The sequence below is a fragment of the Galbibacter orientalis DSM 19592 genome (assembly GCF_000260115.1).
GTDB lineage: Bacteria > Bacteroidota > Bacteroidia > Flavobacteriales > Flavobacteriaceae > Galbibacter > Galbibacter orientalis.
Genome location: NZ_JH651379.1, coordinates 2,772,285 through 2,788,731 on the forward strand (window position 1 = coordinate 2,772,285; position 16,447 = coordinate 2,788,731).

Annotated in this window: 15 protein-coding genes, 1 tRNA gene and 1 pseudogene; 12 read left to right on the forward strand and 5 right to left on the reverse strand. The window is 34.3% G+C overall.

Annotated elements, in window-relative coordinates; genetic code table 11:
* Positions 1-155 precede the first annotated feature (155 nt).
* The 3 genes from JOOMADRAFT_RS12235 to JOOMADRAFT_RS12245 form a co-directional block, all read right to left on the reverse strand.
* The gene (locus JOOMADRAFT_RS12235) at positions 156-1,277 is read right to left on the reverse strand and encodes an IS91 family transposase (protein ID WP_008611912.1); all 1,122 of its coding nucleotides are present in this window, start codon (positions 1,275-1,277) and stop codon (positions 156-158) included.
* A 2-nt stretch (positions 1,278-1,279) separates the two neighbouring features.
* Complete coding sequence (locus JOOMADRAFT_RS12240; RefSeq protein WP_394359000.1) at positions 1,280-2,158, reverse strand: tyrosine-type recombinase/integrase; 879 nt, start codon at positions 2,156-2,158, stop codon at positions 1,280-1,282.
* A 406-nt stretch (positions 2,159-2,564) separates the two neighbouring features.
* Positions 2,565-2,921, reverse strand: coding sequence for a DUF983 domain-containing protein (locus JOOMADRAFT_RS12245; protein ID WP_008613833.1), 357 nt, complete (start codon positions 2,919-2,921; stop codon positions 2,565-2,567).
* A gap of 94 nt (positions 2,922-3,015) precedes the next feature.
* Here JOOMADRAFT_RS12245 and JOOMADRAFT_RS12250 point away from each other — a divergent pair, with 94 nt between their 5' ends.
* From JOOMADRAFT_RS12250 to JOOMADRAFT_RS12270, 5 genes are all read left to right on the forward strand, one after another.
* Entirely contained in the window at positions 3,016-3,888 is an 873-nt protein-coding gene (locus tag JOOMADRAFT_RS12250; RefSeq protein ID WP_008613835.1) for an AraC family transcriptional regulator, read from the forward strand.
* Positions 3,889-4,650: 762 nt separating this feature from the next.
* Positions 4,651-5,901 carry a group II intron reverse transcriptase/maturase gene (gene ltrA, locus JOOMADRAFT_RS12255; protein ID WP_008613836.1) on the forward strand — a complete coding sequence of 417 codons (1,251 nt, stop codon included), beginning with the start codon at positions 4,651-4,653 and terminating at the stop codon, positions 5,899-5,901.
* Positions 5,902-6,229: 328 nt separating this feature from the next.
* Positions 6,230-7,225 carry an IS110 family RNA-guided transposase gene (locus JOOMADRAFT_RS12260; RefSeq protein ID WP_008613838.1) on the forward strand — a complete coding sequence of 332 codons (996 nt, stop codon included), beginning with the start codon at positions 6,230-6,232 and terminating at the stop codon, positions 7,223-7,225.
* 573 nt (positions 7,226-7,798) lie between these two features.
* Positions 7,799-7,872: transfer RNA gene (locus tag JOOMADRAFT_RS12265), tRNA-Arg, on the forward strand.
* Positions 7,873-8,169: 297 nt separating this feature from the next.
* Positions 8,170-8,628 (forward strand): COG2426 family protein, encoded by a 459-nt coding sequence (locus JOOMADRAFT_RS12270; RefSeq protein WP_040880085.1) that lies wholly within the window; start codon positions 8,170-8,172, stop codon positions 8,626-8,628.
* Here JOOMADRAFT_RS12270 and JOOMADRAFT_RS12275 read toward each other — a convergent pair.
* Complete coding sequence (locus tag JOOMADRAFT_RS12275; protein ID WP_050989694.1) at positions 8,625-9,383, reverse strand: helix-turn-helix transcriptional regulator; 759 nt, start codon at positions 9,381-9,383, stop codon at positions 8,625-8,627. The genes JOOMADRAFT_RS12270 and JOOMADRAFT_RS12275 overlap by 4 nt on opposite strands.
* An 80-nt stretch (positions 9,384-9,463) precedes the next feature.
* On the opposite strand from JOOMADRAFT_RS12275, the gene istA reads away from it, so the two are divergent.
* Together istA and istB are read left to right on the forward strand one after the other, a co-directional pair.
* The gene (gene istA, locus JOOMADRAFT_RS12280) at positions 9,464-11,008 is read left to right on the forward strand and encodes an IS21 family transposase (RefSeq protein WP_008613842.1); all 1,545 of its coding nucleotides are present in this window, start codon (positions 9,464-9,466) and stop codon (positions 11,006-11,008) included.
* Between the two features lie 16 nt (positions 11,009-11,024).
* Positions 11,025-11,755 (forward strand): annotated as a pseudogene (istB, locus tag JOOMADRAFT_RS12285) (IS21-like element helper ATPase IstB).
* An 83-nt stretch (positions 11,756-11,838) separates the two neighbouring features.
* Here the strand turns inward: istB and JOOMADRAFT_RS12290 are convergent.
* A complete protein-coding gene (locus JOOMADRAFT_RS12290) occupies positions 11,839-12,147 on the reverse strand; it encodes a hypothetical protein (RefSeq protein WP_008613843.1) in 309 nt (102 codons plus the stop codon).
* A 146-nt stretch (positions 12,148-12,293) separates the two neighbouring features.
* Here JOOMADRAFT_RS12290 and JOOMADRAFT_RS12295 point away from each other — a divergent pair, with 146 nt between their 5' ends.
* The 5 genes from JOOMADRAFT_RS12295 (at position 12,294) to JOOMADRAFT_RS12315 (ending at position 16,346) form a co-directional block, all read left to right on the forward strand.
* Positions 12,294-12,902 (forward strand): hypothetical protein, encoded by a 609-nt coding sequence (locus JOOMADRAFT_RS12295; protein WP_008613844.1) that lies wholly within the window; start codon positions 12,294-12,296, stop codon positions 12,900-12,902.
* 167 nt (positions 12,903-13,069) lie between these two features.
* Positions 13,070-14,125 carry an NAD(P)/FAD-dependent oxidoreductase gene (locus tag JOOMADRAFT_RS12300; RefSeq protein WP_008613846.1) on the forward strand — a complete coding sequence of 352 codons (1,056 nt, stop codon included), beginning with the start codon at positions 13,070-13,072 and terminating at the stop codon, positions 14,123-14,125.
* A 10-nt stretch (positions 14,126-14,135) separates the two neighbouring features.
* On the forward strand, positions 14,136-14,468 hold the full coding sequence (locus JOOMADRAFT_RS12305; RefSeq protein ID WP_008613848.1) for a hypothetical protein: 333 nt from the start codon (positions 14,136-14,138) through the stop codon (positions 14,466-14,468).
* Position 14,469: 1 nt separating this feature from the next.
* Positions 14,470-14,766, forward strand: coding sequence for a hypothetical protein (locus JOOMADRAFT_RS12310; RefSeq protein ID WP_008613850.1), 297 nt, complete (start codon positions 14,470-14,472; stop codon positions 14,764-14,766).
* A gap of 8 nt (positions 14,767-14,774) precedes the next feature.
* The gene (locus JOOMADRAFT_RS12315; RefSeq protein WP_008613852.1) at positions 14,775-16,346 is read left to right on the forward strand and encodes a PepSY-associated TM helix domain-containing protein; all 1,572 of its coding nucleotides are present in this window, start codon (positions 14,775-14,777) and stop codon (positions 16,344-16,346) included.
* The last annotated feature ends 101 nt before the right edge of the window (positions 16,347-16,447 follow it).

A 16,447-nucleotide genomic window follows, 5' to 3' on the forward strand; every position in this document is an offset into this window, starting at 1 on the left:
TTCCAGATTTATTTTTATTTCGTATGTCACTCAACAATCGTTTTTCTGCCTTTTCAAGATAGCTAAATCAAGTATTCATGTTTTACAAAGTTTTTTTCTTTCATTAATTTAAAATTTAGCCAATAGCTGCCTGTTACGTGCTTGGCAACGTTATTTTATTGAGGGGTATGTAACTGATCTATCCAGTATTTTGGCGGACCTCGAGCTGTAAATGTTGTAATGGTTATTAAGTGTCCTTGTCGGCATTTAGGGCATATATTGTGTAATAACGGTGGTTTTTCTTTTAACCTTACAGGATCAAGCGTTTTCTTTAATTCAGCTAAATTTTGCCTTTTATGATAAGAGCTCAGCATACCATAATGTCTGATACGGACAAAACCTTTGGGCAGTATGTGTAAAGCAAAACGTCTGATGAACTCGGCATCTGGTAAGCACATTGAAGAGCGTTTGCCGCCATGCCGGTAATCTTTCATCGAAAAGGTCACAGAACCATTCCCGACATCCTGTATGCGATGGTTACTAATGGCTATTTTATGGGTGTAGCGCCCTAAGTATTCTATTACTTGTTCGGGACCTAAAAAGGGACGCTTACAATACACTACCCAGGGCTTTTTAAATAGGCTATTATAAAAACCTGATAACATCTCCAGATTAGGCTCTTTTCGTAATTGTGACACAAAGCGTGCTCTGAACACCTTACTCATGGCTTTTACAGGGAACAGGTATTTTCCTCTGTGTTTTACTGGTTTCCATCGTCCTGAAGGTGTTAATCCGCCTCCAGGAACAATACAATGCAGATGCGGATGCAACGATAAATTTTGTCCCCAGGTATGCAGTACTGCAATCATTCCCGATCGAGCGCCTAAAAATTTAGGATTGTTCCCAAAGTCATGAATCACCTGCCAGGCCACTTTAAAAAGGATGTTATAAAGTGGTTTAGGCATATAAAGGCACAAGCGGTTAAGTTCCTGTGGCAGTGTGAATACCACATGAAAGTAAGGCACGGGTAACAGTTCAGCTTCGCGAGCCCGTATCCACTGTTCTTTTTGATGTCCCTGGCACTTGGGACAATGACGATTTCTGCAACTGTTATAGCTTAAGTGTAAGGTGTTACAATCTGGATTATTACAACGGTCTATGTGACCACCCAAAGCTAGGGTTCTACATTTTCGGATGGCATGTAAAGTCCGATGTTGCCAACTGGTATAGCAATAGGCCTGTAAATGGTCTTGATTGCGTTCTAACACCTGAGCTACTTCGTAGGTAGCACAACGCATAGCTATTCGCTATATAACCGATCTAACGGACTAAAAGGCTTTTGCCTACCTAATTGCGCCACATGAAGGTAAACCAGCGTGGTTTGGATATCGGCATGCCCCAACAACTCCTTTATACTAATAATATCCAATCCCATTTCCAGTAAATGGGTAGCATAACTATGCCGAAAACTATGTGTAGTCACCTGTTTTTTAATGCCACTATGTTTACGGGCTTCGCGTATAATCCACTGTATACCCCGGGTAGATAACGGCACAGGTGTACCTTCTGAATGATTGCCGTTAAAGCACCAGATACGAGGATGTTCGGCTGAGATATAGGTTTTAAGACCTCGAATTTGCAGATCAGATAAAGGAACGTAACGATCCTTGTTACCCTTACCCTGACGGATATGTAGCATCTTTCGATCGAAATCCAGATCCTTTAACTGAAGGTTACGAAGTTCGAAGCAACGTAGTCCACACCCGTATAGCATAGCCAGTACCAATCGGTGTTTGAGTAGTTTTGGCGTTTTAAGAAGACGTTTTACCTCTTGACAGCTTAATACTACGGGAAGTCTGTTTGGACGCTTAATGGCTGGAAGTACCACGCGCATCTTCTGTAACTCATAGATACGATACAGATACCTTAATCCGTAAACCGTATGTTTAAAAAAACTCTCTGATGGTGTTTTGTTTTTAGATTTTAAAACATGGAGATAATCTAAAATTTGTTCCTCATCCAAATCTAGTGGACTACAGTTAAAATGCAAGGTGATGTGTGCTAAACAACGTGCATAATTGGTAAGCGTGCTTTGGCTTTTTCCTGATAACGTTACAGAGCGTTCTAGTTTGCGATATAAATCTGTAAACTCAGGTACAGAATGACACGCTTTTTCAATGAGCGTATGACTTTTTTTTCATAATTTTAATATTTCAAGATTTAATATGACTTAAAGGTAGCCAAAAGTGACTTTACTGCACTGGAAAGCTACCTTTAGGTTTAGTTCAACAATGGTAACCGTTGCACAACTCTAAATTTATAAGAAAAGAGGATTATCCTAAATTTTAATAATAGGTAAGTTGTTGTTTTCTAGGCATATGTTGTTTTAAAGAACTGCTTTTAATTTGAAAATTGGTTAAAAGAAAGCTTGTGCAACAGCCACAATGGCTATAAGTAATTGCTTGTTCTCGCCTACTTCTGAAAATCCTCGCGGATTTTCAGTTTGGTGTGTACTTGTAAAGTTAACCTCTAAACCACGCAACTACTCATAGCCGAGACCGTTGTGCATAATACAGCAACCGACTCTAATTTCTATCCTTATAAAACAGATAAATCCAAATAGATCTTGATAATTTAAAATTGGTTGTACTGAATAGGAATGCTATTAGAACTATAATGGCAAAAACTCTTAAAGGTGATATATCAATTATATACCAAAATATCACGAGGCTTGTTATCATTTGTGCCGCAGCAAGTGCATAACTTACGAACATAGCACCAAAAAAGAAACCAGTTTCTCTTTCAAATTTATAATTACATTGCGGGCATCTATCGTTCATTTTAGGAATGTTCAACAGTAAGATATTTCCTTTAGTATTGAAAATCTTTCCCTTTTTACAATTCGGACACTTGCATTTCAAAGCATTCAAAACTTTACTCATTTCACAATATTATTTGTACTGCAAAATTAAGTCAGTTAATCAGTTTTAATCATATAGTATGTTCGCTATTTTTTGTACTTTTAGGACATAAACGATGAAAATACCAGTTCTAAATATTAATCAATTTGAAGAATCTGTACCTCTCAATGATGTGTATATAAATTCTTTTTCGAATCACATACAGCGTAATAAGGATTTAATTAACAAACCGCATAGTCATAATTTCTATCTATGTGTACTATTTACCGAAGGTAAAGGTACACACGAAATTGATTTTAATTCTTATAGTATAAACCCTGGCAAGGTATTTTTTTTAAAACCAGGACAAACACATTTTTGGAAATTTGAAACACAACCTCAAGGATTTATCTTTTTTCATTCTCAAGAATTTTATGAATTAAAGTTTTTACAACATAAACTCCATTCATTTCCTTTTTTTTATTCCAGTCAGAATCCTCCTGTTTTAGAATTAGCTCCTAAAAAACTTTACGAATTAAATCTTAAGTTTCAGGAAGCTTATACCGAATATTTACAAAACAATCTTTTAAGAGAATTAAAAATAGTAAATTCAATAAACAACATTTACATAGAATTAACAAGGATATATACAGTTGATATCAATTTAGAAAAGCTTAATTCTCAAAACTATTCTAATATACTTGAAGCTTTAGAGAATTTAATTAACGCACATTTTTATAGTCAAAAATTTCCTAAATTTTATGCTGACAAATTAAATATAAGTACCAAGCATCTAAATAGAGTAGTAAACAAAACATTAAATAAAACGACAAGCCAATTAATATCTGAAAGGATAATTCTAGAAGCAAAAAGATTGATTGTACATTCTCAAGACAATTTGGCCAATATAGCCAATACACTCAAATTCTCGGACTATTCTTATTTTTCCAAGTTTTTTAAATCAAAAACAGGTATGACACCATTGGATTTTAGAAAAAAATATTATTGATTAAATTATGATTATTTAAAAGTACTATGCACAACAAAGACGTATATAACTCATAGCTAGTGTTTTGCTTAATCGAAGTTAAAGCATATTTGGAAAGGCGCCAAATTTTTAAATTTGACGATTTCCAATAAAAAGATAAATAGTAAAATTTAAAAATCTGGCTTGTGCCTAACCGAAAAATAATCGCTAATTTACACGCTACGAGCCATATGTGTGCCGAGAGTAACGAACGGCTGAAATTCGTTACGTAACTGTTTATAAGATGGTGGAACCGCCTGTGCTGAGCGCAGTCGAAGTGACCCACCGGTGCTGTTCTACAGGGGAGAGCATCAAACCCCCATAAGGTGCTTTGGTAAAGAGTCAAGGTATTGAGCGTTATGGAAACGACTGTGCCATGAGCGTGGTCAGGTATGAATAAAGGAGATGAATGCAAATGAACCTCTGATGAAGTGTCGAAAAAGTGCAACCTTCTGTCAAAAGTGTTTGAAGTATGACAAACATGATAAGTTTAGCGGTTACCTGTTTACTGGCTAAGCGGCAGGCGTCATTTAGGAGGCATGACCTTTATTCGGGCTTATAAGCGGAACTCGGGAATCTGCTCCAAGATGCAAAGTGAAAAGTACAATAGCGCAAACTAGAGGCTAAATAGCGATGCTTGGTTCAGGGACGGACCAGTCTGTAGTAGTGATGAAAGTTTTGTAATGAAACTGGAGCAAAGGGACTGGCTTATACAGTTTATCAATTTTTACAACTCGTAAGAGGATGATTCAATTTGAGAAGACAAAATCAGTGCCTATTACCAAAGAAATGGTATGGGAAGCCTACTTACAGGTAAAGCGAAAAGGAAAAAGCGCAGGGATAGATAATCTAAGTATGTCAGATTATGACAAGCAAAGACATCGACACTTGTACAAGGTATGGAACCGCTTAGCCTCTGGTAGTTATTACCCACCACCAGTTCTACAAGTTGAAATTCCAAAGAAAAACGGATCCATTCGCCAATTAGGGATTCCAACCATTAGCGATAGAGTAGCCCAAACGGTGATAAGAAATCAAATAGAAGAAAGACTGGAAATGATCTTTCATCCAGAATCCTATGGTTATCGACCTAAACGCAGTGCTCATCAAGCACTTGAACAGGTACGCAAAAACTGCTGGAAATATGATTGGGTGATTGATTTAGACATCAAGAATTTCTTTGATGATATCGACCATGACAAGTTGCTTAAAGCGTTAAAGAAACATGTTGAGGAAAAGTGGGTGCTTAAATACATCGAAAGATGGCTCAAAGCTCCACTTCAAACCCAAAAAGGTGAAATCGTAGCAAGAACAAAAGGCACACCACAAGGTGGGGTGATAAGTCCACTATTAGCCAATCTGTTTCTGCATTACACCTTAGATGTTTGGTATGGAAGAATGAAGCCTGCAATTGAATTTGTACGCTATGCAGATGATATTATAATTCATTGTCAGACACAAAAAGAAGCAGAGCAAATTTTGCAAAGCATAAAAGTAAGACTGGAATCTTGTGGATTAACATTGCATCCTGATAAAACAAAAATTGTGTATTGTAAGGATTTTAGAAGGCAAGAAAAGTATGAAAAAGTAAAATTTGACTTTTTAGGATATACATTTCAGCCACGCAGCTCAAAATCGAAGAAATCAGGGAAGCTGTTTCTAGGGTTTGACTGTGCAATCAGCATCCAATCACGCTCACGAATATTTGAAGTGATTAGGAAGATGAAAATTCCAAGAAAGCAATGTGATAGTATTGTAGGTATAGCACATTATTTAAATCCTAAACTTAGAGGGTGGATACGTTACTTTGGTAAATACCGAGGTTATAGTTTGTCCAAGGTGTTTTATGTACTTCGTATAAAACTAGTAAGATGGGCAAGATATCGCTATAAACGGTATAGAAATAATCTAACAAATGCTTATAGATGGTTGGACAGGGTTAGAAAACAATTTCCTAGTCTGTTTTATCACTGGTATGTTGGATATTCGAATTAAGTGTATAGATTTGTATAAGAAGAGCCGTATGATGGGAGACTATCACGTACGGTTCCCTTTAGATTTGAAATAAGAAACAATCCATAATTATATTATTGATATTGTTGAAAAGAGGGGGTCTGGGGGAGACTAATAACTTATTAAAATTGTTCATATTTTTATCAGGAAGAGTGGGGTGAACTTTGTACGGTTCTAGAGCTTAAATCTCTAATCACAGTATTAGTCCCCGCTTTTTTATTCACGGTTACAAAGGACCAGATAGAATACTAATTAGTAATAATTACTAAAGGTTTTAGTCAAAGTAACCATTAATTTAAAAATTTGAAATATGGAAATTTTAGAAACCCTTGGTGTTGATATCAGCAAAAAAGTAATCGATACCCATCTTCACAAAGAAAACCTATTTCAGCAATTTGAAAACAATAAAAAAGGTTTTAAGCAAATGGTTAAGTGGTTAGAAAAGAGTAGTAAAGTCCCTACGGAAAACCTTCTGTTCGCTATGGAACATACTGGGATATACTGTCACAGTATATCTCTCTTTCTGTTTGAAGAAAACTTTAATTATGTGATATTGCCTGGCTTGGAAATTAAACAATCCATGGGAATGACCAGAGGGAAAAATGACAAAGCAGATGCTAAAAGAATAGCTCTTTATTCCTATGAAAAACGGGATCGGCTAAAATCTAATATTCCAAGTTCTGAGAGCATTGTTAAATTAAAACGCTTGTTCTCGCTACGTGAACGCATGGTAAAACAAAGAGCTGGCTACAAAATGAGTTTAAAGGAGCAATCGGAAATACTGTCAAAAAGTAAAAATAAACTACTTCTAAAAATTCAGAAAAGACTTATTAAATGTCTCACTAAAGAAATAGATATTCTTGAAACAGAAATAGAAACTATTATTTCGGAAGACGACAATCTTAAATTCCAGTATGATTTAATAATCACCATTAAAGGTGTAGGTAAACAAACTGCACTTTATATGATAGTATTTACAGAGGGTTTTAGAAAGTTTGACAGTTGGAGGAAATTTGCTTCTTATTGCGGTATAGCTCCTTTTCCTAATACCTCTGGTTCAAGTATAAGAGGAAGAACCAAAGTAAGCCATTTAGCAAATAAAAAATTGAAGAGCTTGTTGGATTTATGTGCTAAATCTTCTATCCAATACAACGAAGAGATGAAATTATATTACCAGAAAAGAATCGCCTTGGGAAAAAACAAGATGTCTACAATAAATATTATCAGGAATAAAATACTGGCTAGAATCTTTGCTGTTATTAACAGAAAATCCCCTTATGTAGATTTAATGAAATATGCAGCATAAACTAATTAAAAAATATGAAATATAATTTGTTTTAGTCATAGAATACCTTTAGAGAGGCTCGGGGTGAAACTCCCCTTGTCTACTCGACACACGACCGTTGGCAACAAGCTTGACCCGTCCTGAAATATGTATACACTAAAACAAATGTATATGTATAAAAATGATGGATATGTAAGACGCTATAGTGAAAGTTTTAAGCTCAAAGTCCTTGAAGCCTTCAAAAAAAAGAATGCACTAATGTAATTCTACTTTTGATTGTAAATATAAATAATTGTGAAAAATTGATTTACCATAGTCCTCTGTATGTTTATCCCTAGAAAAATTCAAATGCTATTTACTGAATTACAATCACTTAATTTATACGTTGCAAAAAATTAATTTATTTTATTGTTTTATTCAAAAACCTCATTATATTTGCACCGCTTTACGGATAAAGCAATACAAAAGGAAAGTTCTTTACTAAATGAGTTACCGATTCGGTTACCTGAATATTTTAAACTAGGATAACTCATTGATTTTAAATAATATACTGTTGGGTTCAGGCAGGCTGCCACCCCGACAAAATAGAGTTACGGGCTCGTAGCTCAGCTGGATAGAGCACCTCCCTTCTAAGGAGGCGGTCATAGGTTCGAATCCTATCGGGCTCACAAAAAGCTTCACTTGTAAAAGTGGAGCTTTTTTGTTTTATGTTAGTTATAATTATTAATTTTTTAAATATTCTTACACACTATTCAAATAAAAAGTAACTGTAGGGAGGTAGATTTAATGTGTTGATTTTATAAACCTTTAGTTCTCTTAAAAATAAGAAGTGTTTTTAAAAGTAAAAAAAGTAGTTTCTATGCTCCTAAAATACATTCTTATAGACCAATTTTTTTACTTTTTTATTATGATTTTAAAGTGTGAAGCTATCAATTAAAAGTTATATTTTTGAAAAAAAATTAAGCGTGATTTTAGATATTCTTATTGCTATGTTGTGGAGTGTATCTCCGTTTGGAGAAGCAAAGGTGGGAATTCCCTATGCAATATTTAATAATGTAAATATGTATGTGTCTTTCTTGACATGTTTCTTAGCAAATGTGCTTGTTTTTCCTATAATGACTTTTTTCCTAGATTACTTAAATAAACATTTATTGCGTTGGAATTTTTACAAAAGAAGCGCCATAAAGATAGCTAGAAGAGTAAAAACTGGTGCTGGATCTAATATTGGTAAATTTGGCTTTTGGGGAATTATACTTTTTGTAATGCTCCCAATACCAGGAACTGGTGTTTATGCTGGTAGTATAGCGTCCTATCTTTTTAGAATGCCGTATAAGCAAGCTTTTCTAGCAAATACTATAGGAATTTTCTTTTCTTGTGTAATGGTGATGGCTATGACAATGGCTACATATCATGGTATAAATTAATGTTTTAATTTGCTAGGTACAAATCCAAATTTCTTTTTGAAAGCTGTTGAGAAATGTTGCGGGTTTTTATAGCCTATTATTTCTGAAACTTGAGTCACCGATAAATTTTTATCAGTTAGCAACTTTTTGGCTTTTGTCATTTTTAAATTATTGACGCAACAAAAAATTGTTTCTCCGTAGAGGGTTTTAAATCCTTTTTTAAGTGTAAATTCATTTGTACCAACAATTTTAGATAATTTTTGAATGGTAATAGGCTCTTTATAATGTTTTAATAAATATTCTTTGGCCTTTTTAATTTTCATGGTGTCTATAACAGAAATATCACTTTCCTTTTTTGTTTTCAAGGAATTATATTGATCAAGCTGTAATAATAACAATTCTAATATTTTTGAGTGAAGAAATAACTTCCTATACTCTCCTTCCCATGGGGAATTTATAATGTCTTCAATAACAATTTTCATAGCGGAATGAATAGCATTATTTTCTTTGCTGATGCACCCCGTTTTATTCTCATTAATAAGCTCTTTAAAGTCGTTAAAATTTGCTTCAGAAGGAATTAGATTTTTAAAGAATTTGGTGTTTAGTTGGATGATTAAAAAATGAGACTTTGTATCCTTAAATTCAATTTCAGTAGAATCATTTTTACAATGGAATATAGTATGTGTATTGCTCGTAAATAGGTGCAAAAAACGGGCATAGTATACCACCCACAGCGGATTAAATTGAGCATAGTGCGGCGGGTGAAAGTGAACCACCTACAGCGGACGAAAGTGAACCACTAAAAAATCGATTCTATTTGTAAAGCTTTAAATATCTTTTTTTATAAAAAGATATTATGGCCAACAAACAAATAGATATGCGAAAAATAAAACAGATTTTCAAACTCTTCAGTGAAGGAATCAGTAAGCGCCAAATAAGCCTAATCACAGGGCTGTCGCGTAATACCATCACTAAGTACATTGACTTTTTTAAGCGCTATCGGCTTACCGATTACGAAGTGTCCGCCATGACGCTCGAGGAGCTGAACAGACTTTTTAAAACCAACCAAAAAGGTAAGAGCCAGCAACTATTGACCCTAGAGACGTATTTTCCCTATTTTGACAAAGAACTGCGCAAAACAGGGGTAACCAAAGAGTTGCTTTGGCAAGAGTACCTTTCCAAACATCCAGATGGCTACAAACTTTCCCAGTTTAGGTATTGGTATCGTGAGTGGGTTAAAGAAGTGTCTCCAGTGATGCATTTTACACACAAAGCGGGCGATAAACTTTTCATTGATTTTACGGGCAAGAAGCTTTCCATAGTAGATCGTTACACAGGTGAAATACAAGATCTAGAGGTCTTTGTCTGTGTATTGGGCAGTAGCCAATATACTTATGTTGAGGCCTGTGAGAGTCAAAAGAAAGAAGATTTTATAGCTTGTATAGAAAACGCACTTTGGTTTTATGGCGGTGTACCACAGGCTTTAGTGCCCGATAACTTGAGGGCAGCAGTCACTAAAAGCAGTCGTTACGAACCAAAAGTAAATGAAACTTTTATTGATTTTTCTGAGTATTATGAAACCTCGGTACTTCCAACCAGGGCCTACAGGCCTAGGGACAAGGCCATCGTCGAAAATGCCGTGCGTATTATATATACACGGGTCTTTGCGCCACTGCGCAACCAAACTTTTCATACTAAAGCTGCACTGAATAAGGCTATATTAGAACTTCTTAAAACCCATAACAACACATCTTTTAGGGGGCGTGAATATTCTCGCTATTCGTTATTTGAAGAGATTGAAAAACATCAGCTTAAACCATTGCCAGCAAAACGCTATGAGATTAAACGTTACGCTAATGCAACGGTTCATAAAAACAGCCACATTTATTTTAGCAAAGACAAACACTATTATAGTTTGCCCTATCAGCATATAGGCAAACGTATTAAAGTGGTTTACTCAGATAGCACCATAGAGATGTTCTACCAACAGGAACTACTTACAGTCCATCCAAGAAACAAACAAAAATATGGGTATAGCACGATAAAGGAACACATGCCTTCCCGTCACCGCTTTATCAGCGAGTGGAGCAGTGAAAAATTCATTGCCTGGGCAGAGCAGGTTGGTAAACATTGCAAGGTGCTAATCATTAACATATTAGAAAAGAAACAACACCCAGAGCAATCCTATAAATCATGTCTGGGCATATTGCACCTCACTAAGAAGGTAGGCAATACGAGGTTGGACAATGCCTGCAAGCGTGCCTTGGACTATGGTGCTCATAACTATAATATCATAGAACGTATCCTTAAAAACGGCTGGGACACTTTAGATGAAAATATCGAAGACCAACCAGATATCCCAAACCATAGCAATATTAGGGGAAGTCATTATTACAAATAAATTTAAGCCAAAAACAATGAATAAACAGACATTGGAACACATGAAACAACTAAGGCTATACGGTATGTACAGAGCCTTTGACAGCAGTTTATCGCCACAAAGTATAAACTACACCAATGATGAACTCATCGCATATCTGCTCCAAAGCGAATGGGATGATCGTCAAAACAGAAAAATAGAACGGTTAACAAAAGCGGCGCGTTTTAGGTACAGTGCCGTTATGGAAGCTATCGATTTTGATGCTTCAAGACATCTGGATAAAAATCAAATACAACGCTTTGCTAGCTGTGAGTTTATAAAGCAAAAACAGAATATCCTTATCACGGGAAGTACAGGTGCTGGAAAAAGCTATATGGCATCAGCTATCGGTCATCAGGCGTGTTCATTGGGATATAAGGTCATGTATTATAACACGAATAAACTTTTTACCATGCTTAAAACATCAAAAGCAGATGGCTCTTATCTAAAACAAATCAATAAACTAGAAAACAAGACCTACTGATTATTGATGATTTTGGACTTAAAGCTTTAGATGCCATAAATAGGCATTCCTTTATGGAAATTATCGAAGATAGGCACGGAGAACACAGTATTATTATCGCTTCACAATTACCAGTGGAAGCATGGCATGAAATTATAGGAGAACAAACCATCGCAGATGCCATTTTAGACCGTCTTGTACATAATGCACACAGAATAGATATTAAAGGAGAATCTATGCGTAAAAAAATGAAAAATAAAGACTAAATTTAACCACAAATGAATCGATTTTGAGCACTTACTTTGCTATGCTCACTTTCATCCGCTGTAGGTGGTTCACTTTGCCCGCCCTATCCAAATAGGTGAGGGGTGTTATTTTTATTAAAATATACTTTTGAATACCCTTCTAAAACAAAAATCATTTCAATAACTCTCTCCGAATAATTGCAGACAATTCTTGAATTTTTAGTTGTTGAATAGTTTCCATGTCCTATTCTAAATTCTTCAAAATTAGATTCTTTATACCATCCTTTTATGCTTGATTCATCAAATACAGTTTGAGTTTCAATAGTGTTTTTCTCGTCTATTTGGATATTTGTGTCTCCAAAATTAAATTGAGTAGGCTTTGTATTATTTATGTTAATTTCAAGTGTTCTCATTATTCCTAATTGCGTAGGTTTTATTCCTTAAAGCGTAGGTTGTAGCTTTATAGGATGGTTTATTTTTGACTGTAAAAATAGTTATTTAAAATAAATCTAAATAAATATAGGCTGTTTTTTTATTTGATATATAAAATAGAAGGGGAATGAAAGTTTTAGAAAGAACTGAAAATATTGACACTGAAAAGTATTTAAATATCTCATCATCTGCGGGGGTAACTTCTAATGTGGTTACTTATGATAGGTATATTGAATTGATTATTGATTCTCTAGAGTTGAGATCAAAAGATCGGTTATTAGATTTATATTTTGGGATGAATCCTATAACATCTTTCATTCTAGACGAAGCAAAAGTTAATTATTTTGCTTTAGAAACATCTCATAAACTGGTAGAAAATGCTATAAATCGTTTTAAAAGAAGTATAGCTAAAAGAAAAGCTCTTTTTAGTGTTTTTGAAGATAATGATATTCCTTATGTAAACAACTTTTTCAATAAGATATTGAGTATCAATCCTCGTATTAATAATTTTGAGCTGCTAGAATATTTAAATTTAACATATCAAAAGCTTTCCGAACAAGGGTTAATGAGTCTTGCCTTTACGATAAAATCTTATGAAGAATCATTAAAGCTATTAGAATGTATCAACGTATCTCCATTTGCAATTAATGATTTTATGATTTTTGATGTTAGTATGTATCACAAATCTTCAGAAAATCATATAAAATCTGTATTATTTAAACTTTCAAAAAATTAAGGTTCATTCTTAAAACCTTTCCATGGTTTTTAAAACGCAGTTTCTCCGTATTGCGTACAAACAGTTCCGTTTAGCGTAGGTTTAATTAGCTTCTTATAAAATACATTTGCATTATTTATAATAAGTCTTAATAAATATTATATTTGTTAGACATAAGAATTTTTAAAATGATTAAAACAGATATACTAATAATAGGAGCAGGGCCAACGGGATTATTCACTGTTTTTGAAGCGGGATTATTAAAATTGAAGTGCCATTTAATTGATGCCTTACCACAACCAGGAGGGCAATGTTCTGAGATTTATCCAAAAAAGCCAATTTATGATATTCCTGGTTTCCCAGAGATTTTGGCTGGCGATTTGGTGAAAAATCTTTTAGAGCAAATTAAATCTTTTGAACCTACTTATACCTTGGGAGAAAGAGCGGAAACGATTGAAAAATTAGAAGACGAAAGCTTTATTGTAACTACCAATAAAGGAACAAAACACCATGCGCCAGTAGTTGTAATTGCTGGAGGATTAGGGAGTTTTGAGCCTAGAAAGCCACAGTTAGAAAATATAGATAAGTATGAAGATAATGGGGTTTCTTATATTATAAAAGACCCAGAAGTTTACAGAGATAAAAAAGTATTGATAGCTGGAGGTGGAGATTCTGCCTTGGATTGGTCTATTTATTTAGCCGATGTTGCTTCGGAAGTTTATTTAGTACACCGAAGAAATGAATTTAGAGGTGCCTTAGATTCTGTTGAAAAAGTAGCAGAGCTTTCTAAAAAAGGAAAAGTAGAGTTAATTACCGAAGCAGAGGTAACGCAGCTACATGGAGAAGATACATTGGAAGCGGTAACCGTAAAACATCTTAAAAATGGCGAATCTCATGTGGAGGTAGATAATTTTATTCCACTTTTTGGATTGTCACCAAAGTTAGGGCCAATTGCAAATTGGGGCTTGGAGATAGAAAAGAATGCTATAAAGGTGAATAATGCGTATGATTATTCTACCAATATTCCGGGGGTTTATGCTATTGGCGATGTAAATACATACCCTGGGAAATTAAAGTTAATTCTTTCTGGTTTCCATGAAGCAGCAGTAATGTGTCAGAGTGCTTACCAGCGTATTTTTCCAGACAAAAAATATGTAATGAAATATACAACTGTTGGTGGAGTTCAAGGATTTGATGGAACTAAAAAAGAAGCTAAAAAAGAAGTGATTAAAAGTATAAACTAACCTCCAATTCATGCTTACAGTATCTATTTTTTTAATCTTTATCGGATTTTACTTTTTATATATCACCTCCAAAAGAGCAGATTATAGGAGTGAATTAGGTATCTATAAATGGGGACACGCTAACGCCTCTCAATCAAAATATATAGGAGTATTATTAATTGTTTTAGGGCTTCTATTAGATATTTATCTGTTAGGGTGGGGAAGTGGAATCTTTTCATTTTTTGTTGTTTTGATGACATTAGCTAGTCTGATAATTTTAATTAGTCCTATAAGGTTTTTCTCACTTAAGAGTATTGTAGTTATTGGAATTTTAGCCCTTTTGTTAGAAATAAACATTTTATAGTATGCCTGCAAATAAAAAATATTTAACTCAGTCTCCTCTTCAACGATTTTTAAAAATAACTGCTGGTTTTGTGGGTGGTTTTATTATAACAGAGGCATTCCATATGGTTTTAGCGCTTTGGTTTGACTTTGGAGCTATTATGTTTACAATTCGTTATGCAGGTTTTATGCTTTGGGCTGCATTAATGATTGTTGCTTTTTTAGCAAAAAGCGGATGGAAAATATGGGGGATTTATCTGTCAATTACCCTTATTCTTTCCGTAATAATATACTTCAGCTCAAATATTAATTCATTATAATTTTTTACATGTCGAATAGAATTTACAATGTTCTTTTTCATACGCATACCATCAGTGGTATTTTTATAAGCGCCTTATTATACCTTATTTTTTTTACGGGTTCTATTTCTTTCTTAAGAGATGAAATAAATGCGTGGGAGCGGAATGAACCAATAGCAGAAGGCTATTTTGAGCATATAGATTTTGATTCGGCTTTAAATTCATTAAAGCAGCATGATACGCTTTATAGTAGAGATATAACTTTTTCTCAGCGTTTTTTTGAAAGAAGAATAGGTGTTTTTATGACGCCACCAAAAGATACAACCATAGTAACCGAAAAAGGAGGTGGAAGAAGAAGAGGTTTCTTTTATTTGGATATGGATAATTATTCCAAAACCGATTATGCATCTGGATATTCTCTGGGAGAGTTTTTTTATAGGCTTCACTTTTTTGCACAATTAAACTTCTTTGGGAGGTCTGGATATTTTTTAGCAGGAATAGTTGCCTTCTTTTTCCTGTTTGCAGTGGTTACGGGGGTACTTGTTCATTGGAAAAAAATAGTATCTAGTTTTTATGTGTTCCGTCCAAAGGCTAAGTTAAAAACTATTTGGACAGATGCTCATGTTGCTTTAGGGTTAATAGGATTACCGTATCAATTTATTTTTGCCGTTACCGGAGCTTTTTTAATTATAGGTTATACAGTAATGTTGCCTCCTGTACAAAAAGTACTTTTTGATGATAATCCTCGGGAAATGCAAAAAGCAATGGAGAGTCAGAAAGTAGAGGAATATGCATTTTATGGAAGTCCTTTACAAAAGGATTTTTCTCTTAACGAATTTGTAAAACGAACAAAGCAAGAATGGCCAAATCTTGAAATTAATGGCTTTAAAGTTTTTAATTACGGAAATGAAAATATGCATGTTCAAGTAATGGGGTCTCCTAAGTTTACCGATGGCTTTGTAGGAACGGGATATCAAACTTTTAACGTGAACGACGGAAAACTGGTAAGTACAAAAGATCCCTACAATGATATTTCCTACGTAGAAGGCGCAAATGATGTTATAAAAAGACTTCATTTTGGAGATTATGGAGGGTATGGAATGAAATTGATTTATTTAATCCTTGGTTTTATAACCTGTTTTGTAATTATTTCTGGGGTTCTTATCTGGCTTGTTGCTAGAGATAAAAAGAATGTAGCCGAACATAAAAAGCGTTTCAATACTTGGCTGGTTAAAATATATATGGTAGGCTGTTTAAGTTTATTTCCAGTTACTGCACTCACTTTTGTAATTGTTAAGCTATTTGCAGACGACTTTGATGGGGCTCGAAATAGCTTTATCAATAAAACGTTCTTTTGGACATGGCTTATTTTTAGTGTTTTACTACTTCTTAAAAAGAGTAATTATTTTACCAATAAGGTATGCCTAATTACTGGTGCAGCTTTTAGTTTACTTATTCCAATCTCTAATGGTATTAAGACAGGAAATTGGCCTTGGGTGTCTTATGCTAATGGGTATTCTCAAATATTAATAATAGACCTTTTCTGGCTTATTGTGGCATTAATTTCTATAACTGTTGTGTTTAAAATGAAAAGGAAATAACACTTTCTTCAACCAAATTTAATTATTCCCTTTTGCGTAGATATTAATCCGTTTTGCGTATTAATTTCAGTAGCTCATATAGGTACTTTTGCGCAAATTAT